Source organism: Pseudomonas typographi, assembly GCF_014694385.1.
GTDB lineage: Bacteria > Pseudomonadota > Gammaproteobacteria > Pseudomonadales > Pseudomonadaceae > Aquipseudomonas > Aquipseudomonas typographi.
Window position 1 is genome coordinate 91,273 of sequence record NZ_JAAOCA010000001.1, and the last position, 22,277, is coordinate 113,549.

Annotated in this window: 22 protein-coding genes; 9 read left to right on the top strand and 13 right to left on the bottom strand. The window is 64.6% G+C overall.

The features are described 5' to 3' along the window. The first annotated feature begins 54 nt into the window (after window positions 1-54). Genes pqqB through HAQ05_RS00480 form a run of 5 tightly spaced genes read left to right on the top strand, consistent with a single transcriptional unit; the run spans window position 55 to window position 4,950 of the window. A complete protein-coding gene (gene pqqB / locus HAQ05_RS00460) occupies window positions 55-966 on the top strand; it encodes a pyrroloquinoline quinone biosynthesis protein PqqB (RefSeq protein WP_190416611.1) in 912 nt (303 codons plus the stop codon). A gap of 14 nt (window positions 967-980) precedes the next feature. Next, window positions 981-1,730 carry a pyrroloquinoline-quinone synthase PqqC gene (pqqC, locus tag HAQ05_RS00465; protein ID WP_190416612.1) on the top strand — a complete coding sequence of 250 codons (750 nt, stop codon included), beginning with the start codon at window positions 981-983 and terminating at the stop codon, window positions 1,728-1,730. Continuing rightward, window positions 1,727-2,002 (top strand): pyrroloquinoline quinone biosynthesis peptide chaperone PqqD, encoded by a 276-nt coding sequence (gene pqqD, locus HAQ05_RS00470; protein ID WP_190416613.1) that lies wholly within the window; start codon window positions 1,727-1,729, stop codon window positions 2,000-2,002. The genes pqqC and pqqD overlap by 4 nt, the downstream gene beginning before the upstream one ends. Further along, window positions 1,974-3,134, top strand: coding sequence for a pyrroloquinoline quinone biosynthesis protein PqqE (gene pqqE, locus HAQ05_RS00475; RefSeq protein WP_338050067.1), 1,161 nt, complete (start codon window positions 1,974-1,976; stop codon window positions 3,132-3,134). The genes pqqD and pqqE overlap by 29 nt, the downstream gene beginning before the upstream one ends. Next, window positions 3,100-4,950 (top strand): S9 family peptidase, encoded by a 1,851-nt coding sequence (locus tag HAQ05_RS00480; protein ID WP_190416615.1) that lies wholly within the window; start codon window positions 3,100-3,102, stop codon window positions 4,948-4,950. The genes pqqE and HAQ05_RS00480 overlap by 35 nt, the downstream gene beginning before the upstream one ends. 295 nt (window positions 4,951-5,245) lie before the next feature. Here HAQ05_RS00480 and HAQ05_RS00485 read toward each other — a convergent pair whose 3' ends face one another. The 3 genes from HAQ05_RS00485 to HAQ05_RS00495 form a co-directional block, all read right to left on the bottom strand. Next, window positions 5,246-5,404 (bottom strand): YqaE/Pmp3 family membrane protein, encoded by a 159-nt coding sequence (locus HAQ05_RS00485; protein WP_190416616.1) that lies wholly within the window; start codon window positions 5,402-5,404, stop codon window positions 5,246-5,248. A gap of 133 nt (window positions 5,405-5,537) precedes the next feature. Beyond that, window positions 5,538-6,764, bottom strand: a complete 1,227-nt coding sequence (locus HAQ05_RS00490; protein ID WP_190416617.1) for an aspartate aminotransferase family protein — start codon at window positions 6,762-6,764, stop codon at window positions 5,538-5,540. After that, window positions 6,761-7,459, bottom strand: a complete 699-nt coding sequence (locus HAQ05_RS00495) for an MOSC domain-containing protein (protein ID WP_190416618.1) — start codon at window positions 7,457-7,459, stop codon at window positions 6,761-6,763. Before HAQ05_RS00495 ends, HAQ05_RS00490 begins: the two co-directional genes overlap by 4 nt. A gap of 102 nt (window positions 7,460-7,561) precedes the next feature. On the opposite strand from HAQ05_RS00495, the gene HAQ05_RS00500 reads away from it, so the two are divergent. Continuing rightward, a complete protein-coding gene (locus HAQ05_RS00500; RefSeq protein ID WP_190416619.1) occupies window positions 7,562-8,446 on the top strand; it encodes a LysR family transcriptional regulator in 885 nt (294 codons plus the stop codon). Window positions 8,447-8,651: 205 nt separating this feature from the next. Here the strand turns inward: HAQ05_RS00500 and HAQ05_RS00505 are convergent, their stop codons facing one another. From HAQ05_RS00505 to bioB, 8 genes are all read right to left on the bottom strand, one after another. Next, window positions 8,652-10,430, bottom strand: coding sequence for an acyl-CoA dehydrogenase C-terminal domain-containing protein (locus HAQ05_RS00505; RefSeq protein ID WP_190416620.1), 1,779 nt, complete (start codon window positions 10,428-10,430; stop codon window positions 8,652-8,654). A gap of 98 nt (window positions 10,431-10,528) precedes the next feature. Beyond that, window positions 10,529-11,815, bottom strand: coding sequence for a GGDEF domain-containing protein (locus tag HAQ05_RS00510; protein ID WP_190416621.1), 1,287 nt, complete (start codon window positions 11,813-11,815; stop codon window positions 10,529-10,531). Between the two features lie 211 nt (window positions 11,816-12,026). Then, the gene (locus HAQ05_RS00515; RefSeq protein ID WP_190416622.1) at window positions 12,027-13,832 is read right to left on the bottom strand and encodes a phenylacyl-CoA dehydrogenase; all 1,806 of its coding nucleotides are present in this window, start codon (window positions 13,830-13,832) and stop codon (window positions 12,027-12,029) included. A gap of 246 nt (window positions 13,833-14,078) precedes the next feature. Continuing rightward, complete coding sequence (gene bioD / locus HAQ05_RS00520; RefSeq protein WP_190416623.1) at window positions 14,079-14,762, bottom strand: dethiobiotin synthase; 684 nt, start codon at window positions 14,760-14,762, stop codon at window positions 14,079-14,081. Continuing rightward, complete coding sequence (bioC, locus tag HAQ05_RS00525; protein WP_190416624.1) at window positions 14,759-15,565, bottom strand: malonyl-ACP O-methyltransferase BioC; 807 nt, start codon at window positions 15,563-15,565, stop codon at window positions 14,759-14,761. The genes bioD and bioC overlap by 4 nt, the downstream gene beginning before the upstream one ends. Continuing rightward, window positions 15,558-16,256: an alpha/beta fold hydrolase gene (locus HAQ05_RS00530; RefSeq protein ID WP_190416625.1), complete on the bottom strand. Its 699-nt coding sequence runs from the start codon at window positions 16,254-16,256 to the stop codon at window positions 15,558-15,560. Before HAQ05_RS00530 ends, bioC begins: the two co-directional genes overlap by 8 nt. Further along, window positions 16,249-17,421 carry an 8-amino-7-oxononanoate synthase gene (gene bioF, locus HAQ05_RS00535; protein ID WP_190416626.1) on the bottom strand — a complete coding sequence of 391 codons (1,173 nt, stop codon included), beginning with the start codon at window positions 17,419-17,421 and terminating at the stop codon, window positions 16,249-16,251. Before bioF ends, HAQ05_RS00530 begins: the two co-directional genes overlap by 8 nt. A gap of 6 nt (window positions 17,422-17,427) precedes the next feature. Then, a complete protein-coding gene (gene bioB / locus HAQ05_RS00540) occupies window positions 17,428-18,486 on the bottom strand; it encodes a biotin synthase BioB (RefSeq protein WP_190416627.1) in 1,059 nt (352 codons plus the stop codon). Window positions 18,487-18,577: 91 nt separating this feature from the next. On the opposite strand from bioB, the gene HAQ05_RS00545 reads away from it, so the two are divergent. Further along, the gene (locus HAQ05_RS00545) at window positions 18,578-19,303 is read left to right on the top strand and encodes a ComF family protein (RefSeq protein WP_190416628.1); all 726 of its coding nucleotides are present in this window, start codon (window positions 18,578-18,580) and stop codon (window positions 19,301-19,303) included. A 58-nt stretch (window positions 19,304-19,361) separates the two neighbouring features. Next, on the top strand, window positions 19,362-20,126 hold the full coding sequence (locus HAQ05_RS00550) for a TOBE domain-containing protein (RefSeq protein WP_190416629.1): 765 nt from the start codon (window positions 19,362-19,364) through the stop codon (window positions 20,124-20,126). A 39-nt stretch (window positions 20,127-20,165) separates the two neighbouring features. Here the strand turns inward: HAQ05_RS00550 and HAQ05_RS00555 are convergent, their stop codons facing one another. Both HAQ05_RS00555 and HAQ05_RS00560 read right to left on the bottom strand, forming a co-directional pair. Beyond that, on the bottom strand, window positions 20,166-20,681 hold the full coding sequence (locus HAQ05_RS00555; RefSeq protein WP_190416630.1) for a P-loop nucleotide/nucleoside kinase family protein: 516 nt from the start codon (window positions 20,679-20,681) through the stop codon (window positions 20,166-20,168). Between the two features lie 144 nt (window positions 20,682-20,825). After that, window positions 20,826-21,152: a DUF2845 domain-containing protein gene (locus HAQ05_RS00560; protein WP_190416631.1), complete on the bottom strand. Its 327-nt coding sequence runs from the start codon at window positions 21,150-21,152 to the stop codon at window positions 20,826-20,828. Between the two features lie 145 nt (window positions 21,153-21,297). Here HAQ05_RS00560 and HAQ05_RS00565 point away from each other — a divergent pair, with 145 nt between their 5' ends. Next, on the top strand, window positions 21,298-22,272 hold the full coding sequence (locus HAQ05_RS00565) for a serine/threonine protein kinase (protein ID WP_190416632.1): 975 nt from the start codon (window positions 21,298-21,300) through the stop codon (window positions 22,270-22,272). Window positions 22,273-22,277 lie beyond the last annotated feature (5 nt).

Below are 22,277 nucleotides of genomic sequence, written 5' to 3' on the forward strand. Positions count from 1 at the left end.
AGCGCCTCGGTCAGCCGGGGCGTTTTCGTTTTAAAGGCGCCTGCCGGAGAGGCCATGTTCATCCAAATTCTAGGTTCAGCCGCCGGCGGCGGCTTTCCGCAGTGGAACTGCAACTGCGCCAATTGCCACGGCCTGCGCAGCGGCACCCTACGGGCGACACCGCGTACCCAGTCATCCATTGCGCTGTCCGACGACGGGGTGAACTGGGTACTGTGCAACGCGTCCCCCGACATTCGCGCGCAGTTGCAAAGCTTTGCCCCGCTACAGCCTGGGCGTGCATTGCGCGACACCGGGATCCAGGCGGTGGTGTTGCTCGACAGCCAGATCGACCACACCACCGGCCTGCTCAGCCTGCGCGAAGGGTGCCCACACCCGGTATGGTGCACCGAGATGGTCCACCAAGACCTGACCAGCGGTTTTCCGCTGTTCAATATGCTGGAGCACTGGAACGGTGGCCTGCTGTGGAACCGCATCGAGCTTACCGGCCACTTTACCGTGCCGGCCTGCCCGAACCTGCGCTTCACGCCGCTGCCCCTGCGCAGCGCCGCCCCGCCCTATTCGCCGCACCGCTTCGACCCGCACCCAGGGGATAACATCGGCCTGGTGGTCGAAGACCTGCGCACCGGCGGCACGCTGTTCTATGCCCCAGGGCTGGGCCAGGTCGATGAAGCCTTGCTGGCGACCATGGCCAGCGCCGACTGCCTGCTGGTCGATGGCACGCTTTGGAGCGACGACGAAATGCAGCGCCGCGGCGTGGGCATGCGTACCGGCCGGGAGATGGGCCACCTGGCGCAGCACGGCCCCGGCGGCATGCTCGACGTGCTCGAGGGCCTACCCACACCGCGCAAGGTGCTGATCCACATTAACAACACCAACCCGATCCTCGACGAAGACTCCCCCGAGCGCGCCGAACTGGTGCGGCGCAACGTCGAAGTCGCCTTCGACGGCATGAGCATCGAACTCTAAACCGCGAGAACCCCATGACCACTGCCCTGACCCCCGCCGAATTCGAACAGGCCCTGCGCGCCAAAGGGGCCTTCTACCACATCTACCACCCCTACCATGTGACGATGTACGAAGGCCGCGCAACCCGCGAGCAAATCCAGGGCTGGGTCGCCAATCGTTACTATTACCAGGTGAATATCCCGCTCAAGGATGCTGCGATCCTGGCCAACTGCCCCGACCGTGAAGTGCGCCGCGAATGGATACAGCGCCTGCTCGACCATGACGGTGCCCCAGGGGAGGATGGCGGCATCGAGGCATGGCTGCGGCTGGGCCAGGCCGTGGGGCTGGACCCCGACCAACTGCGCTCGCAGGAACTGGTGTTGCCGGGGGTACGCTTCGCCGTAGACGCCTACGTGAACTTCGCCCGCCGCGCCAGTTGGCAGGAGGCGGCCAGCAGCTCACTGACCGAACTGTTCGCCCCGCAGATCCACCAGTCACGGCTCGACAGTTGGCCCCAGCATTACCCGTGGATCGACCCCAGCGGCTATGAATACTTCCGCACCCGCCTGGGCCAAGCCCGGCGCGACGTCGAACACGGGTTGGCGATCACCTTGCAGCACTACACCACCTACGACGCGCAGCAGCGGATGCTGGAGATCCTGCAGTTCAAGCTCGACATTCTTTGGAGCATGCTCGATGCCATGAGCATGGCCTATGAACTGCACCGCCCGCCGTATCACAGCGTGACCGGCGAGCGTGTTTGGCATAAGGGAATCACCCTATGAGTTTCGACCGCGAGCAAAAGCCCGCTTGGCGCCCCGGCTACCGCTTCCAGTATGAGCCGGCGCAAAAGGGCCATGTGCTGCTTTACCCCGAAGGTATGATCAAACTTAACGACAGCGCCAGTGCCATTGGCGGGTTGATCGACGGCCAGCGCAGCGTCGCTGAGATTATCGCCGCGCTCGAACAACAATTCCCCGGTGTACCGGAGCTGGGCGACGATGTGGAGCAATTCATGGAGGTTGCCCGTGAACAGCACTGGCTCGAATTTGCCTGAGCTGCCGGCCACGCCTGAAATAGGGCTGCCCTTGTGGCTGCTGGCCGAACTGACCTACCGCTGCCCGCTGCAGTGCCCTTATTGCTCCAACCCGCTGGACTTCGCCCAGCAGGGCCAGGAACTGACCACCGAACAGTGGAAGCAGGTGATGCGCCAAGCGCGTGAAATGGGCGCGGCGCAATTGGGGTTTTCGGGCGGCGAGCCCTTGGTGCGCCAAGACCTCGCCGAACTGATCGGAGAAGCCCGCAGCCTTGGCTACTACACCAACCTGATCACCTCCGGCATCGGCCTGAGCGAAGCCAAGATCGAGGCGTTCAAGCAGGCCGGGCTCGACCATATCCAGATCAGCTTCCAGGCCAGCGACGAAGAGGTGAACAACCTGCTGGCCGGCTCGCGCAAGGCATTCGCGCAAAAGCTGGAAATGGCCCGCGCGGTAAAGGCCCATGGCTACCCAATGGTGCTGAACTTCGTGACCCACCGGCACAACATCGACCAGATCGACCGCATCATAGAGCTGTGCGTGGCCCTCGAAGCCGATTTCGTCGAACTCGCCACCTGCCAGTTCTATGGTTGGGCGCATTTGAACCGCGCCGGGCTGCTGCCCACCCGTGCCCAACTGGAGCGCGCTGAACGCATCACCAACGAGTACCGCGCCCGCTTCGAAGCCGAGGGGCGCAAGGTCAAGCTGATTTTCGTGACCCCCGACTATTACGAAGAACGCCCCAAGGCCTGCATGAACAGCTGGGGCAATATCTTCCTCACCGTGACCCCCGACGGCACCGCACTACCCTGCCACGGGGCGCGGCAACTGCCGATCGCCTTCCCCAATGTGCGCGAACACAGCCTGCAGCACATTTGGTATGACTCGTTTGGTTTCAACCGCTTCCGCGGCTACGAGTGGATGCCCGAGCCGTGCCGGTCCTGCGATGAAAAAGAAAAAGACTTCGGCGGCTGCCGTTGCCAGGCGTTCATGCTTACCGGCGATGCCGCCCAGGCAGACCCAGTGTGCAGCAAATCGCCACACCATGGGGTTATACTCGCTGCGCGTGAAGAAGCCGAACACGCCACTGCCCCTCTTTCCGACCTGAGTTATCGCAATGAACGAAACTCACGCCTCATCGCCCGCGGTTGAAGCCATCAGCGCACGCGACGCCGTAGCAGCCAGTATCGACTTCGCCGAGTTACAAGCAGGCCAGGAAGGCCTGTTCTGGAACGAGTACCGCCCGCAAGACGGCGCCTGCCGCCTCTGGCGTTGGCAGCAGGGCCAGCCGGTATGCCTGACCCCAAGCGGTTTCAGCGTGCGCAGCCGGGTGTACGAGTACGGCGGCGGCAGCTTTTGCCTGGCCCCACAGTGTGTGGTGTTCGTCAACGACAGCGACCAACAACTCTACCGCCAAGCCCTGGATGGCAGCGCCCCGCAACCCCTGACCCACGGCCAGAAGCGCTATGGCGGGTTGGCCTATGCCGCAGGGCTGGTGCTGGCCGTGGAAGAAGAAGCCGCCAGCCCGATGGACATCCACCGGGTGGTCGCCATCGAACTAGCCGGCGGCGGCCGCACGGTGCTGGCCGAAGGCGCAGACTTCTATGCCAGCCCGATCCTCTGCGACGATGGCACGCGCCTGGCTTGGGTAGAGTGGAGCCGGCCCCATCAGCCGTGGGGCGAAACCCGCTTAATGTGTGCCGAGCGGCGCGCCGATGGCGGCTGGTTCAAGCCGGTGTGCCTGGCCGGCGACGGCCCGGAGCCCGAAAGCCTGCAGCAGCCGCGCTTCGATGCGCTCAGCCGGCTGAAGTGCCTCACCGATCGCAACGGCTTCTGGCAGCCGTGGGGTGAAAGCGGCGAAGGCTGGTTACCCCTGCCGAGCCTGCCGGCCGACCACGCCGGCGCCCCCTGGCAGTTGAGTGCCAGCAGTTGGCTGCCGTTGCCCGGCGATGAATTCCTCGCCACCTGGTACGACGACGGCTTCGCCCGCTTAGGGATCTGCCACGCCGACGGCCGCATCGAAGACTACACCGGTGCGTTCAGCCATTTTCGCAGCCTCGCCGCCGACACCGACCACCTTTACACCATCGCGCAATCGCCCCAGCAACCGGCCGCGGTAGTAGCCATCGACCGCCACAGCCATGCCTGCCAAGTGCTGGCTGGCGGCGCCAGCCCCTTACCCGCCGAAGCGGTGAGCCTGCCCGTGGCGCTGAGCTTCCCCAGCGGCAACGACTACGCCTATGCGTTCTTCTACCCGGCCCAGGGCCGCCAAGGCCCGGCGCCCCTGGTGGTATTCATCCACGGGGGGCCTACGTCGGCGTTCTATCCGGTGCTCGACCTGCGCCTGCAGTTTTGGACCCAGCGCGGCTTCAGCGTGGCCCAACTGAACTACCGCGGCAGCACCTGCTATGGGCGCGCCTACCGCCAGGCACTGCACCTGCATTGGGGTGAAACCGACGTAGAAGATGCCTGTGCGCTGGTGGCCTGGCTGGGCGAAAAGGGCCTGGCCGACCCCGCATCGGCGTTTATTCGCGGCAGCAGCGCCGGTGGCTATACCACCCTGTGCGCGCTGGCCTTTACCGACGTGTTCCGCGGCGGGGCCAGCTTGTACGGCGTAAGCGACCCGGCCGCGCTGGCCCGCGACACCCACAAATTTGAAGCCGATTATTTGCACTGGCTGATCGGCGACCCCGACATCGACCAGCCGGTGTATGCCGCGCGCACCCCGCTGCTGCACGCCGACCGGATCAACGTGCCGGTAGTGTTTTTCCAGGGCGAGCTAGACAAAGTGGTAGTGCCCGAGCAAACCCGCGCCATGGTCGATGCACTGGCGCAGCGAGGCGTGCCGGTCGAGGCGCATTACTACCCCGAAGAACGCCATGGGTTTCACCAAGCGGCGAACATGGCCGGGGCGCTGGAAGCGGAGTGGCGGTTTTATGAGGCGGTGCTGAACGCGCCAAACCCTTAGCCGGCCGCCGCGCGATAAGGCCGTGGTACCGGCGGCGTATTCCCGCCCATTAGCTGAACGGCGAACGGTTCAACCGGGCAGTAGGTGCTGGCGATGTTCGCTGGGGTTGCCGCGGACGCCACCCTGCCTCGTGCCCTGCTGGTAGACGAGTGGGACGCCAACCTCGATACCGCTCCGTGACCCGCGCAGCCAGTGGCTGGATGACGTGAGCCAGCGGCGGGTCATTGTCGAAGTCCGGCATTGGCGCGGTGGCTCAGAGGCTGGCATAAGAATGGCCGCGTGCTGGCTCAAAATACTACCGTTTAGCAATGATATACACCGCGTGCACGATCCCCGGGATATACCCGCACAGCGTCAGCAGAATGTTCAGCCAGAAGGCCCCACCAAAGCCCACCTGGAGGAACACACCCAGCGGCGGAAGGATAATGGCGATGATGATGCGGATCAGGTCCATGGCGGTCGCTCCTTGGTCAGCAGAAGGTGATTGCACTTCAGACCCCGGCGCCGGCGATGCGGTTCAGCCGCGAAAAAAACGCCCGGGCCGAAGAGGCTGGCCCGGGGCGAGGCGCAGAGACGCCAGACGGTATTCAGTGGGCGCGCTGCGCCTTTTGCAGCCGGGCCAGGGCGCGCCCCAGGCGCATGAGCATGTCGTCGATGTTACCCCGGCTTACCGTCAATGCCGGGGTGAAGCGCAGCACGTCGGCCTGCGCGGCATCGAGCAGCAAGCCCTCGTCGCGCGCGGCGCCGAGCACCTGGGCGGCGTGCCAACCGGGCATTGGCAGCCCCCAGAGCAAACCGGCGCCACGCGGCGCACCCAAACCGTAGCGCAGGGCCAGCCGCGCCAGGCCATCGCGCAGGTGCCCGCCAAGCGCCTGCACCTGCGGTAAAAACTCCGGCTGCTGCAAAGCCTGTAACACCGTGCTGGCGGCAGCACAGGCCAGCGGGTTGCCGTGGTGGCTGCCGGCATAATCGACCAGGCGCAAACCGCTGGCACGTTCGCGCACCAGTACGGCAGCCGCGCCTACGCCACCGCCCAGGCCTTTGCCGAGGGTGACGATGTCGGCGCGCACACCATAGCGTTGCTCAGCCAGCAGCGTGCCGCAGCGGCCCATGCCAGTGCCCACTTCGTCGAGAATCAACAAAATGCCCAAGGCCCGGCACAGCTTTTCGGCGCCCTTGAGGTAGGCTTCGCTGGCCGGGATCACGCCGGCTTCACCTTGCACCGGTTCGAGCAACACGGCCACGGTGTCGGCATCCACCGCCGCGTGTAGGGCGGCAAGGTCATTGAACGGCACTTGTTCGAAGCCTTCAAGGTTGGGGCCATACTGAAGCCGCGCGGTGCAGGAGCGCGCGCCCAGGCCATGGCCGTGGCAACCGCCGCGGGCGCTGAGTATCCGGTAAGCGCCACGACGATGGCGCCCCCCCCATTGCCGGGCCAGCAACACGGCGGCCTCGCACGCCTCGCTACCGCTGCCAAGCATATAACCCCGGGCGCTATCCGTGGCTTCGCACAGCTGCTGCAACAACGCCAACTGGCCATGGTGCTCAAAGCGCGCGCCCGGGTTAACCAATGCCGCCACCTGCGCTTGCACAGCCTCGACCAGCGCCGCGGGGCTGTGGCCGAGGCTGTTGACCCCCACCCCCTGAGAGAAGTCCAGGTAGGCCCGGCCGGTGTTGTCCCATAGCCATGAGCCTTGCCCACGCACGAACACCTGCTCCGGGCGGCTGGCCACCTGCAGGCGGCGGGCACGCGCGGCCTGTACGTCAAGCGCCGGGCCAAAGGGTTCGGCACGGCTCAGGCTGAACAGGTTCATGCGCGCAGGCCCTCTAACGGTAAGCCCAACAAGCGTGCGCTCCAGTCTTCGACTTGGCCGCTGCGCAGGCGCTCGCCCGCCAACTCGCGCCAGCGCTGCGACAACGCCGGGCAGGCCACCAGTTTGGCCAGGCCGCTGTGTTCGAGCGGCTCTTGGTAGAACGCGCGCAATGCCCAGGCCACCGTCAGGCCGGGGTAACTGCGTTGAATCAGTTCAAGGGTATCCTCGGCGCTGATGAAGCCTGGCCGCAACACCCGGTAAAACCAGCCACAGCGGCCATTGTCTTGTGCCTGCTGCGGCATGTTGTGCAAGCCGTGAGGGTGCACCAACCGGTAACAGGGCGAGCGCGGCTGGCTCACCTGCAACAGCGCGCCGCCAAAGCGAAAGATATCGCCCAAGCACACCTGCTCTTCGGTCACGCCCAGGGTGGAGAGGTTTTCACCGAAGGCCGGCGCCCGCCAGGCGATCTGTGGGTAGCGCCGCGCCCAGTGCTGGTAGTGCTCGGCGGGGTAATGGTGCAGGGCCCTGTCGGGACCGGTGTGAAAGCGCGGGTCGGCATGCTCGTCTTGGCCTAGCCCTTGTGGCCACAGCCACAGCCTTTTGGCAAGTGGCTGTTTGTCGGTATCGGTGAGCAAACCTTGCCCGAGGTTTTTCGCCCGGCCTATGTAAACACCCTCAATACGCACGTGGTTCATGTTTCCTCATCGGCTCTGGTGGCCCTTGAATACGGGTTAGACTAGGGTCAACAGGGCTCCACGGCCATTTCGTTTTAGCACCTTTTCCGATAAGTAAAAGTTATGGATTTTCGCCAACTGCGGTACTTCGTCGCGGTCTATGAAGAGGGCCATGTAGGGCGTGCCGCCGAGCGCTTGGCGATCTCGCAGCCGGCGCTGTCGCAACAGATCCGCCAACTCGAACATGGCTTGGACCTAGCCCTGTTCGAGCGCGGTAACAAGCGCCTGCTGCCTACCCTGGCCGCGCACACCCTGTATAACCACGCTCAACCGCTGCTCGACGGCCTGCAGCAGGCCCAACAAGCCATGCAGGCGTTCAAGGGCCGCGCCTTGCGCACCCTGGCCATCGGCGTATTGCAAACCGTACACCCCAGCCTGGTGCCGCAATTGATCGAGCGCATGCACCGGGCGCAGCCGCACCTGGTGGTGCAGATCTATGAGCTGTCAGGGCTTGAAATCGAGCGCAGGCTGCTCGGCGGCACCTTGGACATCGGCATTGGTTACCTGCCACCGCGCCAGCCCGGCCTGCACGGCGTGGCGCTGTACGAAGACGAACTGCAACTGGTGGTGCCGCGCAACCACCCGCTGCAAGCGTTCAAGAAGGTGTCCATGGCGCAAGCGGCGCAACTGCCGATGCTGCTGCTAGGCGAGGAATTCCAGATCCGCCAGGTCTGGCAGGCGCAACTGGCCAACCTAGGCCGCCGGCCACAAGTACAGGCCGAGTTGAATACCATGGCGGCGATTCTTGACACCCTCCCGCACACCCAACTGGCCACGGTGCTGCCAGGGCGTGCCCAAGTGATGTCGGCGGCGGCCGACCTGTTGTGGAAGCCATTGACCGAACCCCGGGTGCCGTTGAAGGTGGGGCTGGTATACCGCGATGCCCAGCGCCAGCAGGCGACGGTGGAGTTGTTGCGGCAGTTGTTGGAGGAGGTCATCAGCCCGTAAATAAGAAAGCCCCGCACGAGGGCGGGGCTTTGCAGACGGTTTCCCAGATTTCCTTATCGAGCCACCTTCCTGGCAGCATTCCTTGCGTGTCCCTGTTTTCCTTGGCGCTTTCCTGCGCAACGTCCTTGGAAGCCAGAGTACGCAGCAACGGGGCAAGGCGCCATAGCTGAACGCCACCACGTTGCGTAAGCCATGGCTTACACCCTTAGAACTCGGCCTCGTCCAGCATATATAACGGCTCACTACCTGCCTTGACCGAGGCGCTTAGCGAGTGAATACGCGGCAATAGGCGGGCGAAGTAGAACCGCGCCGTGCCAAGCTTGCTGGTATAGAACGCGCTGTCGCCCGTACCGTGCTGCGCAGCTTGGGCCATCCGCGCCCATAGGTAGGCATAGGCGGTGTAGCCGAACACATGCAGGTACTCGACCGAGGCGCTGCCAATTTCCCGTGGGTCGCGCTTGGCTGCGTCGAGCACCCAGGCGGTCAATGCGTCGAGGTTATCCAATGCGCTGGCCAGGGGTTGGGTGAACTCGGCCAGCGCCGGCCCAGCGTTATCGATGAAGTGCCATATTTCGTCGGCAAAGCGCTGGTAATAGGCGCCGCCGCTGCCCACCACCTTGCGGCCTACGAGGTCCAAGGCCTGGATACCATTGGTACCTTCGTAGATCTGCGTGATGCGCACGTCACGCACCAGTTGCTCCTGGCCCCACTCGCGAATGTACCCGTGGCCGCCAAACACCTGCTGGCCATGCACGGTGGTTTCCAGGCCCAGGTCGGTCAAGAACGCCTTGGCGACCGGGGTCAGCAGTGCCACCAGTTCTTCGGCATGCTGGCGGCTAGCTGCATCGTCACTGAACTTGGCGGTGTCCAGTTGCATCGCGACGTAGGTGGAAAACGCCCGCCCGCCCTCGTTGAACGCTTTCATCGTCAACAGCATGCGGCGCACGTCTGGGTGCACGATGATCGGGTCGGCGGGTTTGTCTTTGGCTACCGGGCCGCCGGGTGCGCGGCTTTGCAGGCGCTCGCGGGCATACGCTATGGCGTTTTGATAAGAACGCTCACCGGACGCCAAACCCTGGATGCCCACCCCGAGGCGCTCGTAGTTCATCATGGTGAACATCGCCGCCAGGCCTTTGTGCTCATCGCCGACCAAGTAGCCCTCGGCATCGTCGAAGTTCATTACGCAGGTGGCCGACGCCTGAATACCCATTTTGTGCTCGATCGACCCGCAGCTCACGCCGTTGCGCGCGCCCAGGCTCCCGTCGGGGTTAACCCGGAACTTCGGCACCAGAAACAGTGAGATACCCTTGGCCCCGGCCGGCGCATCGGGAAGCTTGGCCAGCACCAGGTGGATGATGTTCTCCGTCAGATCGTGTTCGCCGCCGGTGATGAAGATCTTCGTACCGCTCACCCGATAACGGCCTGCGCCCGCTGGGGTAGCACGGGTGCGGATGATGCCCAGGTCGGTGCCGGCGTGCGGCTCGGTCAAGCACATGGAGCCGGCCCAGGTGCCGGCATACAGCTTCGGCAGGTAAGTGGCCTTCAGCGCCTCGTTGGCGTGGGCGTGGATCGCCAAACATGCACCGGCGGTGAGCATGGGGTAAAGGCCAAAAGCCAGACTTGCCGAATTGACCATTTCCTCGACCTGGGCCGACACCACCTTGGGCATGCCCATGCCACCGTATTCGGGTGCGCCGCCTACGCCTACCCAACCGCCTTCGGCGTAATGCCGGTAGGCATCGATAAAGCCTGCCGGCGTTCGCACCGCACCATCGCGCCAATGGCAACCTTCTTCATCGGCCGCACGGCTAAGCGGCGCGATACCGCCGGCGCTGAGTTTGCCAGCTTCCCCCAGTACGGCCGCGACGGTATCGGCATCCGCCACCTCGGCCAAGGCGGGCATCCGCGCCCATAATGCGGGCACGTTGAACACTTCGTTGAGCAAGAAATGCATATCGCGCAGCGGCGCTTTGTAGTCGGCCATGGGCACCTCATCGCAGCAGAATAAGCAGGTGCGGCCAGTGTACTCCAACAACATTTCAGAGACGTAGCGTCATGGTGTGACCATACGGTACTGACCAGTCATGCCGTGCTGTTACTGCGCACGGCGCCGCGGCGTTGCTGGCCGGCGCTGATCACACAGTTGCGCCCGGCGCCTTTGGCGGCATAGAGCGCTTGGTCCGCAGCCTTGAGCACTTCTTCAGCGGTGCGGTGCTCAGCCAGGCGCTCGGCGACGCCGATGCTGACCGTTACCGATACCGCGCCGGTGGCATTCGCGCCGCGCTTCTGGCGGCCTTGCAGGTCGTCGCGTGGGCGGTCGGGCTGGCGCAGGTGAATCACATAGCTTTCGATCACACCGCGGATCAATTCCAGGTGCGGCAAGCATTGCTCCAGGCCTTTACCGGCGAACACCACGGCGAACTCTTCACCACCGTAACGGTAGGCCCGGCCGCCGCCACTCACCTGGCCCAGCTTGCTAGCCACCAGCCGCAGCACTTGGTCACCCACATCATGGCCGTGGGTGTCGTTGAATTTCTTGAAGTGGTCCACGTCGACCATGGCCAGTACATAATTGCGCCCCAGCCGCTGCAAGCGTTCGTTCAACGCGCGGCGCCCGGGCAAGCCGGTAAGCTCGTCGCGAAACGCCATCTGGTAGGTTTCGTGGGCCACGGAAGCGGCCAGCATCAGCATCACCTGGCTACACATGATGTTCAGGGTGAATGGCAAGATGAACGTTTTGGGCAACATCCAGAACAGCCCCACCAAGCCGGTGATCTGCGCCGCATGCAACGGCCGTGGCTTATGCACGTACAAACCCACCAGCACCGCGAACGCCAGGAGGAATACCGGGTAACACAGCTGGATCAGGTTCATCCAGCGCCAATGCAGCGCCGGCCAGTGAATGGTGGCCAGCCATTGCAGCAAGCCTTGGGGGAAGCTCTGCTCAAGCCCCACGGCTACCGCGCCCACCGCAACCAGCACGGCCAAGCGCGCCAACAGGTCTTGGGCCAGGTGCGTGCGCTCTTCCCAGAACCCGTAAAGGGCATACAGGGCGGGCAACAGCAGGCAACACAGGTGGAAAACCACCGCTGCGTCGTCGCGCACCCGGCCGTTGTCGCGGTAAAAGTCGGTCTGGGTATCGAGCAGGAAATACCCGATATACACCGTGACCATCAAGAACAGTTCACGCTGGCGCTTGTACACCGCGCAGTATGCCCCGCCCAGCAATAGCACCAGCGTGGGCAGCACGTTGAATAGCGACGTGAAGAACACATTGAGGTCGCGCACATAGGCCGCCGCCAGCCCGCCGATTAGCAGCACCAGCGAGGGCAAAAAGTGGCTGATGCGGTAGGCGGGAAGTCGCGGCAAGAAACGGCTCCGGTGCAGCGTACAGGTTCAATAGCATTGTGCCTGCATTTGTATCGACCGTGTGCGGTAAAAGATAAACCCTGCAATGAAGCGGGCGGCAGGTTTTCAAGCGGCCGGGGATATTGCGCCACTGGGCAGGTTGTATGCCCAGGCATGCCGCGCAGCTAAAAAAAACCGCGCCTGCGCGCGGTTTTAACCCGGTCGAAACGGCCTACCAACCCAGCCCAAAGGCCTCTTCACCCATGGCCATCACGTTGTCCGCACCGGACAGCATAGTCACCACCAAGGCGCGGGTGCGCGGCAGGATGCGCTGGTAATAGAAGCGCGCGGTATCGAGCTTGGCTTGGTAGAAAGCGGCATCGTCCGCCCCTTCGGCGAGTTTTTGCACAGCCACCCGGGCCATGTCGGCCCAGAAGTAGGCCAGGCAGGCATACCCGGAATACATCACGTAGTCCACCGAGGCAGCACCGACTTCTTCACGGTTCTTCATCGCTGCCATGCCGATTTTAAGGGTGATTTCGCCCCATTCCTTGTTCAGTTGGTTCAGCGGCGTTACGAATTCGGCGACGGCCTCGTTGCCTTCCTGCGCCTGGCAGAACTTGTGCACCACCTTGGTGAAGCCCTTGAGCGCTTCGCCTTGGGTCATCAGCACCTTGCGCCCGAGCAAGTCGAGGGCCTGGATACCGGTGGTACCTTCGTACAGCATGGAGATACGGCTGTCGCGCACGTTTTGCTCCATGCCCCACTCGGCGATGTAACCGTGGCCACCGTAGATTTGCAGGCCGTGGTTGGCGGCCTCGAAGCCGACTTCGGTCATGAACGCCTTGGCGATCGGAGTCATGAACGCCAGCAGGGCATCGGCGCGTTTGATGGCTTCTTCGTCGTCGCTGTATTTGACGATATCCACCAGTTTGGCGGTGAAGTACACCATCGCCCGATTACCTTCGGCGAAGGCTTTCATGGTCAGCAGCATGCGCCGTACATCCGGGTGCACGATGATCGGGTCGGCCGCTTTGTCGGGCGCCTTGGGGCCGGTCAGCGAGCGCATTTGCAAGCGGTCGCGGGCATACTTCAAACCGCCTTGCAGGGCCACCTCGGCGTGCGCCAGGCCTTGTAGCGCGGTGCCCAGGCGGGCAGTGTTCATGAAGGTGAACATACAGTTCAGGCCCTTGTTGGCCGGGCCGATCAAGTAACCGGTCGCGCCGTCGAAGTTCATCACGCAGGTGGCGTTGCCGTGAATGCCCATTTTGTGCTCGATCGAGCCACAGCTCACAGCGTTGCGCTCACCGATGCTGCCTTCGGCCGAGGGCACGAACTTGGGCACGATGAACAGCGAGATGCCCTTGGTACCGGTGGGGGCGTCGGGCAGGCGGGCCAGCACGATGTGCACGATGTTCTCGGCCATATCGTGCTCACCGGCAGAGATGAAGATCTTGGTGCCGCTGATTTTGTAGCTGCCATCGGCCTGGGGTTCGGCTTTGGTACGCAGCATGCCCAGGTCGGTGCCGCAGTGCGCCTCGGTCAGGCACATGGTGCCGGTCCATTGGCCGCTGACCAGCTTGGTCAGGTAGGTATGCTTTTGCTCGTCGGTGCCGTGCGCCGAAAGGGTATTCATGGCGCCATGCGACAGCCCCGGGTACATGCCCCAGGCCCAGTTGGCGCTGCCCACCAGTTCACTGACGGCAAGCCCCAGGGACTCCGGCAAGCCTTGGCCGCCATGCTCGGGGTCGTGGGCCAGGCTCGGCCAGCCGCCTTCGACAAATTGCCGATAAGCCTCTTTGAAGCCACTGGGGGTTTTTACCCCGGCTTCGCTCCAGGTGCAGCCTTCGGTGTCGCCCACGCGGTTCAACGGCGCCAGCACCTGCTCACAGAACTTGGCGCCTTCTTCCAGGATGGCATCGACCATGTCCGGGGTAGCATCCTGGCAGCGAGGCAGGCTTTGGTAATGGTCGCCATAGCCGAGCAGCTCGTCACGGACAAACCGGATATCACGCAGGGGGGCTTTGTACTCAGGCATCACGGAACCTCTGCTTTCGAATTCGGGAGGGCCCCGCCACAGGGCGGGTCAAACAGGTGTTTGAAACATACGTTTCCATGCGGAATATTGTCAAGGGGCTTACCCGGCCATGGGCTAGGGCAAAATTCCACCCACCGGCCCGCGCACCGCCTCCGCTGCGGATTGGCGCGGCAGGGGTGGTTTTATCGCAGACGAGCGGTGAGCTTTTTTATAGCGAACCGATGAAAGGTTACACGCTGGTGCCGCTTAGGGCGCCAGCAGCGCCCACTGAAGGCAGGCTGCAACCTGTTCGGCAGTGGCCCGCTCAAACCGCGGCACGCGCCCCAGGCACGGGGCGGGCAGGCGTTCGGCCAAGGTGGCGAGGTTTTCTTTCAGCCGCGACGTATGCGGGTCGATGATATTGGCCACCCAGCCGGCCAGCGGTAGGCCATCGCGCTCGATGGCTTCGGCGCTGAGCACGGCGTGGTTGATGCAGCCCAAGCGCACGCCAACCACCAGTATTACCGGCAAGCCCAAAGCAACGGCGAGGTCCGACAGGTTGGCCCGGCCGGCCAGTGGCACGCGCCAGCCACCAGCACCTTCGATCAAGGTGAAATCGGCTTGCTGCGCCAGCACCTGGCGCATCGGGGCGAGCAATGCGGCCACGCTTAAATCGGCCTGCGCTTCGCGGGCAGCCAGGTGCGGGGCGATGGCCGGTTCGAAGGCGAAAGGGTTGGCCAGCGTGTAAGGCACTTGCACGCTGCTTTCGGCCATTAACGCCAGGGCGTCCGGGTTGCGCAGGCCCTCGGCCGTGGTGAGGCAACCGGATGCAACCGGCTTGGCCCCGAGCGTGCTAGCACCGCTTAGCCGCGCCGCATGCAGCAAGCCGGCCGCCACGGTGGTCTTGCCCACGTCGGTGTCGGTGCCGGCCACGAAATAGGCAGCAGTCATTTACCCAGCACCCCATACACCACCTGGTAGGTGGCCGGCAGGCCGTTGGGGCCACGGTACTGCTCGTAAGCCTGCAACAGCGCGGCCACCCGCGCCCGCCCGGTAAGGCCGCTGGGCCTGCCCGGGTTGAGGTTATGCGCCCCAAGCGCCTTCAGCTCATGGGTCAGTTGGCGCACGCCGGGGTAATGCAGCACATGGGGGCACACCTGCAGTTCGAGCGTGCTCAGCGAACTGGCGGCGCATAGGCGCTGGTAATCCTGCGCCGCCCGAAAGCGGTTCACGTGCACGGCGCCATCGACTTGCTGCCAGCTACCTTGCAATTCATATAGCGTACCTTGGCACAGGCTGGTGAATGCCAGCACCCCACCGGGCCGCAACACGCGGGCGGCTTCATCCAGCACGGCGGCGAAGTCGCTGCACCATTGCACGGCCAGGCTGGTGAAAATCAACTCGGCGCTGGCACTGCGAAGGGGCAGCCGCTCGGCATCGCCAACGACGTGATAGCAGGCGCCGCCCAGCGGCCGCGCATGGCGCAGCATGCCCTCGGCGATATCCACCGCCACCCCGGTGGCGTGGGGATAACGCTGGTACAGGGCCCGGCTGAAATAGCCGGTGCCACTGCCCAGGTCTACCCATTGCCGTGGTTGCAGCGGCGCGGGCAACCGCGCCAGCAGCGCCTGCCCCACGTCGCGCTGTAGCTGCGCGACACTGTCGTAGCTGGCCGCCGCGCGGGAAAACGACGCCGCCACCTGCTGCTTGGCTGGGTGTGGCTGGGGCAAGGGCGGTTGGCTCAGGTCAGCCATGGCTGTGCATCCAATCGAGAATGTGTTGGGCTACCCCTTGCGGGGCTTGCACCGGGAAGGCGTGGCATGCCCGGTCGAGCAACACCACCTGGGCCCGAGGCGCCAGTGCGGCCAATGCCGGGTAGGCGGCTGCCGGCACCAATGCATCGGCAGCGCCCAGCAGGTGCAGTTGCGGCCCTGGGAACGCGGCCAGCGCTTGGCGGTTGTCGAGCCCGGCAAGCAATGCCAGCCCATCGGCAGTGACCTCGGCGGGCGCCGCCACCAACTGCCTGGCCAGTTCGCGTGCCTGTTCGCTGCCTTGGCTGCACAGCAGGCTGAAGCGTTTGAGGGTCGCCGCCGGGCTTTGCCTGCAGCCGGCCAAGAACGCATCGAACGTAGCGGCCGGCATTGCCGCCGGCCATTGCTCACGGGCGGTGAAGCAGGCGTTGCTGGCAAGGCTCACCACACCTGGGCAGGCGCTGCCGCGCTGGGCGGCCAGGGCCACGGCGAGCATGCCGCCCAGCGACCACCCCGCCAGCCAGGCGCCCTCGGGTATCCGGGCATGCAGCGCCTGCAGGCAACCCTCGAAGGTAGGCAGCGCGGGCAAGGCCAGCGGTGTCACCTCGAATGCCGGGTGCAACGCCTCGGCCAATGGCCCCAGCAGTTGCACGCTCAGGCCCCAGCCGGGCAGCAGGTAAAGCGGTTCACCCATGGCTGGGGCCCAATCGTGCATAACCTTCGGCGAGCACTTCCAGCAAGCGCTGCACCTGTTGCGGGGTGTGGGCGGCCGTTAGGGTTACCCGCAACCGGGCGCTGCCGGCGGGCACCGTGGGCGGGCGGATGGCGCTGACCATCAGGCCGTGCTCGCGCAAGTATCGCGACAGCGCCAGCGCCCGCGCGGCATCCCCCAGTACGATCGGCTGGATCGGCGTTGCGCTGTCCATCAGCTCAAGGCCGATCTGCCGCGCGCCCTGGCGGAACTGGCGGATCAACAGGCCCAGGTGCTCACGGCGCCAATGCTCCGCGCGCAACAGCTCCAGGCTCTTGAGGGTGGCGCAGGCCAGCGCCGGCGGCTGGCTGGTGGTGTAGATGTACGGCCGGGCAAACTGCACCAGGGTTTCAATCAGCGCTTCGCTGCCGGCCACGAACGCCCCGGCCGTGCCGAAAGCCTTGCCGAGCGTGCCGACCAGCACCGGAACCGCCTCTGGCCCTAAACCGAAATGCTCCACGGCCCCGCCACCGTTCTGGCCCAAGGTGCCAAAGCCGTGGGCGTCGTCGACCATCAGCCAGGCCCCCTTGGCCCGGCAGGCATGGGCAAGGGCGGGCAGCGCGGCGGTGTCGCCGTCCATGCTGAATACGCCATCGGTCACCACCAGCGTATCGCCCTCGCACTTGGCCAAGCGGCTGGCGAGGCTGAGCGGGTCATTGTGCAGGTAGCGGCTGAAGCGCGCGCCGCTGAGCAACCCGGCATCGAGCAATGAAGCGTGGTTGAGGCGGTCTTGCAACACGCTGTCGCCCTGCCCCACCAGCGCCGTGATCGCGCCGAGGTTGGCCATGTACCCGGTGCTGAACAACAATGCCCGTGGTCGCCCAGTGAACTCGGCCAGTGCCAATTCAAGCTCATGGTGGGGGCCGCTGTGGCCCACCACCAGGTGCGAGGCGCCGCCGCCCACGCCCCAGCGTTCAGCCCCACGCTGCCAAGCCGCCACCACTTCAGGGTGGTTGGCCAGGCCAAGGTAATCGTTGCTGCAGAATGCCAGCAGCGGCGTGCCATCGACCACCACCTGCGGCCCCTGTGGGCTTTGCAGCAGGGGCCGCTGCCGGTACAGGCTGGCGGCCCGGCGCTCGGCCAGGCGTGCCTCAAGGTCAAAACCCATGGCCAGTTATGCCGAAGCGGCGTCGTAGAACAGCTCGCTGCTCTTTTGCTCGGCCAGCGCTTGCTCGATCGCCGCCTGGTGCACTTCGTCGGCGTGCTCCTCGCGGGCCTCGGGGCGGATGCCCAGGCGCGCGAACAGGCGCATGTCGCTTTCGGCTTGTGGGTTGGCGGTGGTCAGCAGCTTTTCGCCGTAGAAAATCGAATTGGCCCCGGCCAAGAACGCCAGCGCCTGCATTTGCTCGTTCATCTGCTCACGCCCGGCCGAAAGGCGCACATGGGACTTCGGCATCAGAATGCGCGCCACCGCCAGCATGCGGATAAAATCGAACGGGTCTACGTCCGCTTCGTTTTCCAACGGGGTGCCGGCCACTTTCACCAGCATGTTGATGGGCACCGACTCGGGGTGTTCAGGCAGGTTGGCCAGTTGGATCAACAGCCCGGCGCGGTCGTCGAGCGACTCGCCCATGCCCAGGATCCCGCCGGAGCAGACCTTCATGCCCGCCTCGCGTACGTAGGCCAGGGTTTGCAGGCGCTCGCCATAAGTGCGGGTGGTAATGATGTTGCCGTAGAACTCGGGCGAGGTATCGAGGTTGTGGTTGTAGTAATCCAACCCCGCCTCGGCCAGCGCCTCGGTTTGCTCGCGGTCCAGGCGGCCGAGGGTCATGCAGGTTTCCAGGCCCAGCGCCTTCACGCCCTTGACCATCTGCAACACGTAGGGCATGTCTTTGGCCGCCGGGTGCTTCCAGGCCGCCCCCATGCAAAAGCGCGTGGAGCCGATCGCCTTGGCGCGGGCGGCCTCTTCAAGCACCTTTTGCACTTCCATCAGCTTTTCTTTTTCCAGCCCGGTGTTGTAGTGGCCAGACTGCGGACAATATTTGCAATCTTCCGGGCAGGCGCCGGTCTTGATCGACAGCAGCGTCGACACCTGCACCTGATTTGGATCGAAATGCGCGCGGTGCACACTCTGCGCCTGGAACAGCAGGTCGTTGAACGGTTGGCTGAAGAGGGCCTTGACCTCTTGCAGGGTCCAGTCATGGCGCAGGGTGGCCTGGGTGCTCGCGCTCATCGGCAATTCCTTGGTTATGCTCAAGTTTCACGCGCCGGGCAGGCAATAGCCACAGGCGCAACACGGGTATCGCATAGTCAAGGAAAGCCTAATGCGCTGTCAACCGATCAGAAGCTTTATAGTCAACATATGGTCAAATAATAACCAACCCTGTTTATTGTGTGACCAGCCGGCCGGCCAAGCGCTGCCGCTGTGCATCGAGTGTGAATACGATCTGCCCTGGCTCGGCGACGGCTGCGCCCTGTGTGCGCTGCCAATGCCTGGAAGCCTTTGTGCGGATTGCCTGCTGCGCCCACCGCCATTCACCCGGGTCGAGGCCGCCCTAAGCTATGGCTTTCCGGTGGATGCGTTGATCACCCGCTTCAAACACCAGGCCCGCTGGCCGTTTGGGCGCCTGCTCGGCGCATTGCTCACGCGCCACCTGCGGCACCGCTACCAAGAAGGCCTACCCCGCCCTACGTGCTTGCTGCCCGTGCCGCTAGCGCCCAAGCGCCTGCGCCGGCGCGGCTTTAACCAAGCGCAGATGCTGGCCGGTTGGCTGGGTAAAGGGTTGGGCATAGCCGTGGCTGCCCACCTGCTACGGCGCAAGCGCGACACCGCCGCCCAGCAACGGTTGGGCTTCGAGGCGCGCCAGCACAACCTGCACGGCGCATTCGAGGTCGCGCCCCGCGCGGTGTTGCAAGGCCGCCATGTGGCCCTGGTAGACGACGTGATGACCAGCGGCGCCACCGCCCGGGCGCTGGCGCGCCTGCTCATCGATGCTGGGGCCCAGCGGGTGGATGTGTACTGCCTGGCGCGCACGCCCAAGCCCACTTGACGCGCACTGCTCGCGGCAGGCACCGTGCACCCATTGCCCTTTAATGCCAGCCTGCCTCATGCCCTTGCCTGCGAGCCTTTCCCAGTACCTCTACCGCCGCCCACAGCGCATCGCGTTGCTGCAGCATGTGGCTGAACAGGGCTCGATCACCCGCGCCGCCAAGGCGGCGGGCCTGAGCTACAAAGCCGCCTGGGATGCCATCGACGAACTGAACAATCTGGCCCATACCCCCCTGGTGCAACGCAGCGTCGGCGGCAAGGGAGGCGGTGGGGCCCGGTTATCGGCAGAAGGTGAACGGCTGTTGCGCCTGTACCAGCGCCTGCAAGCGTTACAGGCGCAGGTGCTGGAGGCGGCCGAAGACGCCGACGACTTCGACCTGCTCAACCGCCTGATGCTACACACCAGCGCCCGCAACCAACTGCATGGGCGGGTAGTGGCCATCGATGCGCAGGGGCGTAACGACCGGGTGCACCTGGACCTGGGCGCGGGCCTTTCGCTCAGCGCCGTGATCACCCATGACAGCACCGAGCGTTTGGCCCTCGAGCCCGGGGTGGCGGTGGTGGCACTGATCAAGGCCGGGTGGCTGGCACTGCACCCGGCCGCCAGTGTGTCGGCCGAGGGTGATAATCACCTGGAGGGCGAGGTGCAGGTGGTGCTGGATGACGCCGAAGGGCCCAGCGAAGTGCGCATTGGCCTGGCCAATGGGCAAACGCTGTGCGCCCTGGCACCGCCGGAGCGGGTCGCCGAGTTGGCGCTCAAGGCCGGGCAGCCGGTGGCGGCGCGCTTTGGGCCAAGCATGGTGTTGCTGGGTAAGCCGCTGTAGCCAGTGTGGGTTTGCCCTGCCGTGGGCGCATGCCCGGCGCTACGTTTGCGCCCCCTCGCCGAGGAACCGCCGAATGATCATCGCCACCGCCTCGGCTGGCGGCATCAGCGCGCTGTTCAGGGTAAATGGCGTGCCATCCCATGCTTCATATTCATGGCTCAATACAGCCTGCCAGGTCGGTGGGGCCAGCCCGACCACATCACCCTGCCTGGTTTCTACCCGCCGCTGGTGTTCCCGCTTATCAGAGCACACCACCTGGATATTCACTAATGGAACCCCAGCGCTGGCCGCCACCTCGCGCCAAGCCTGCCGGCTTTCGGTAACCGGGTTCACGCAATCGGCGATCACCGTACGGCCCAAACGAAGATTACTTCGCGCAAGCTCGTTGGCCACGCAGTAACCGCTGCGCCCCACGCCCCCCGCCAACGCAGCGCAATTGCGGATAGCCTGCTCGATCGTATCGATTCGCAGGTATACCGCGCTTATTTGGCTGGCGAGGGCGCTGGCGATAGTGGTTTTTCCGGTGCCCGGCAGGCCGCTGAAAACGATGAGCATTGCACGCCTCTGAATGCATTCACCGGCGCAGTGTAGGTGACTCACCAGCCCCATAACAGCCAGCAGCGCAAAAGGGCGCCGGGCAGGAAGGCGACGAAACACCCGTCTGCCCTTGGGGCGCTTCCCCACATCGCTCCAGGCACATCACCAACGTAGCAAATCACCGGTGGGGGCCTGGCGGCGCAGGTCCACCCTGATCAGTTCTTCATTAACGAATAACAAGTATTGATACGCCCCGCCATTGGGCCCATACACCAGCACATCGGTTTTTTGCGCGCCCCGGCGGGGGCTGCCGTTACCTTTATGGGCCGGGCCTTGGCTGGCCTGGGCCACGGGCGAACCACACACTTGGATAACCTCTGCCAACCGGTCACCCCCGTTGATCAGCCGGGTGCCACAACGCATCGAAGCATGGGCGGGTAAGGCAACCGCCATCAGCGCGGTGGCCATCACGCGTGGGAAGCGTTTCATAAGGTTTTCGGCGTTCATCATCCGTTCACATTGCAAGAAATTGTAAAACCCGCGGGAAGCGCGGGCTGCTGTTAACTGCATTGGGCTGCCGCGACTGCGCTACCATGCAGGCAGGCGCGGCAGCCCGCCGCGCACAGGAGTCACCATGGCGCATCCCTTCGACACCCTTACCCCCGACCTGGTGCTCGACGCCGTCGAAAGCTTGGGCTACCTCAGCGACGCGCGAGTGCTGGCCCTCAACAGCTATGAAAACCGCGTGTACCAAGTGGGCCTGGATGTAGGCGAGCCACTGATCGCCAAGTTCTACCGGCCGGGCCGCTGGAGCAACGAGGCAATCGCCGAGGAACATAGTTTTACCGCGGAATTGGCTGAATGCGAGGTGCCGGTGGTAGCGCCGTTGCAGCGCGACGGGCAAAGCCTGTTCGAGCACCAAGGTTTTCGCTTTGCGCTGTTTCCACGCCGTGGCGGCCGTGCGCCGGAGCCGGGTAACCTCGACCAGCTCTACCGCCTGGGCCAATTATTGGGCCGGCTGCACGCCGTGGGTGCCACCCGCCCATTCAAGCATCGCGAAGCGCTGGCAGTGGACAACTTTGGCGAGCAATCGCTACAGACATTGATCGACGGCGACTTCATCCCACCCAGCCTGCGCCCGGCCTATGTGTCGGTAGCCCGCGACTTGCTCAGCGCGGTAAACGAGCAATGGCGCCGCGCGGCCCATAAAAGCATCCGCCTGCACGGCGACTGCCACCCGGGCAACATGATGTGCCGCGACGAGGTGTTTCATATCGTCGACCTGGACGACTGCCGCATGGGCCCGGCGGTGCAAGACCTGTGGATGATGCTGGCGGGCGACCGCCAGGAACGCCTGGGGCAACTGGCCGAGTTGATGGATGGCTACCGGGAGTTCCACGATTTCAGCCCGCGCGAGCTGGCCCTGATCGAACCGCTACGCGCCTTGCGGCTGATGCATTACAGTGCGTGGCTAGCTCGGCGCTGGGACGACCCGGCCTTCCCCAGAAGCTTTCCGTGGTTCGGCAACGAGCGCTACTGGGGCGACCAGGTGTTGGCCCTGCGCGAACAATTGGCGGCGCTGGCCGAGGCGCCGCTGGCACTGTTTTGACCCAA

What these genes read in the sequence shown, in the direction of transcription:
- HAQ05_RS00480 (WP_190416615.1), top strand. Translation starts at nt 3,100, where the DNA reads ATGAACGAAACTCACGCCTCATCGCCCGCGGTTGAAGCCATCAGCGCA.
- bioC (WP_190416624.1), bottom strand. Translation starts at nt 15,565, where the DNA reads ATGGCTGACCTGAGCCAACCGCCCTTGCCCCAGCCACACCCAGCCAAG.
- bioD (WP_190416623.1), bottom strand. Translation starts at nt 14,762, where the DNA reads ATGACTGCTGCCTATTTCGTGGCCGGCACCGACACCGACGTGGGCAAG.
- HAQ05_RS00555 (WP_190416630.1), bottom strand. Translation starts at nt 20,681, where the DNA reads ATGCTCATCGTTTTCAGCGGCCTGCCGGGCACCGGAAAAACCACTATC.
- bioB (WP_190416627.1), bottom strand. Translation starts at nt 18,486, where the DNA reads ATGAGCGCGAGCACCCAGGCCACCCTGCGCCATGACTGGACCCTGCAA.
- HAQ05_RS00550 (WP_190416629.1), top strand. Translation starts at nt 19,362, where the DNA reads ATGCCCTTGCCTGCGAGCCTTTCCCAGTACCTCTACCGCCGCCCACAG.
- pqqB (WP_190416611.1), top strand. Translation starts at nt 55, where the DNA reads ATGTTCATCCAAATTCTAGGTTCAGCCGCCGGCGGCGGCTTTCCGCAG.
- HAQ05_RS00495 (WP_190416618.1), bottom strand. Translation starts at nt 7,459, where the DNA reads ATGAACCACGTGCGTATTGAGGGTGTTTACATAGGCCGGGCGAAAAAC.
- HAQ05_RS00565 (WP_190416632.1), top strand. Translation starts at nt 21,298, where the DNA reads ATGGCGCATCCCTTCGACACCCTTACCCCCGACCTGGTGCTCGACGCC.
- HAQ05_RS00530 (WP_190416625.1), bottom strand. Translation starts at nt 16,256, where the DNA reads ATGGGTGAACCGCTTTACCTGCTGCCCGGCTGGGGCCTGAGCGTGCAA.
- pqqC (WP_190416612.1), top strand. Translation starts at nt 981, where the DNA reads ATGACCACTGCCCTGACCCCCGCCGAATTCGAACAGGCCCTGCGCGCC.
- HAQ05_RS00560 (WP_190416631.1), bottom strand. Translation starts at nt 21,152, where the DNA reads ATGAAACGCTTCCCACGCGTGATGGCCACCGCGCTGATGGCGGTTGCC.
- HAQ05_RS00545 (WP_190416628.1), top strand. Translation starts at nt 18,578, where the DNA reads ATGCGCTGTCAACCGATCAGAAGCTTTATAGTCAACATATGGTCAAAT.
- HAQ05_RS00505 (WP_190416620.1), bottom strand. Translation starts at nt 10,430, where the DNA reads ATGGCCGACTACAAAGCGCCGCTGCGCGATATGCATTTCTTGCTCAAC.
- pqqD (WP_190416613.1), top strand. Translation starts at nt 1,727, where the DNA reads ATGAGTTTCGACCGCGAGCAAAAGCCCGCTTGGCGCCCCGGCTACCGC.
- HAQ05_RS00490 (WP_190416617.1), bottom strand. Translation starts at nt 6,764, where the DNA reads ATGAACCTGTTCAGCCTGAGCCGTGCCGAACCCTTTGGCCCGGCGCTT.
- HAQ05_RS00485 (WP_190416616.1), bottom strand. Translation starts at nt 5,404, where the DNA reads ATGGACCTGATCCGCATCATCATCGCCATTATCCTTCCGCCGCTGGGT.
- HAQ05_RS00515 (WP_190416622.1), bottom strand. Translation starts at nt 13,832, where the DNA reads ATGCCTGAGTACAAAGCCCCCCTGCGTGATATCCGGTTTGTCCGTGAC.
- bioF (WP_190416626.1), bottom strand. Translation starts at nt 17,421, where the DNA reads ATGGGTTTTGACCTTGAGGCACGCCTGGCCGAGCGCCGGGCCGCCAGC.
- HAQ05_RS00500 (WP_190416619.1), top strand. Translation starts at nt 7,562, where the DNA reads ATGGATTTTCGCCAACTGCGGTACTTCGTCGCGGTCTATGAAGAGGGC.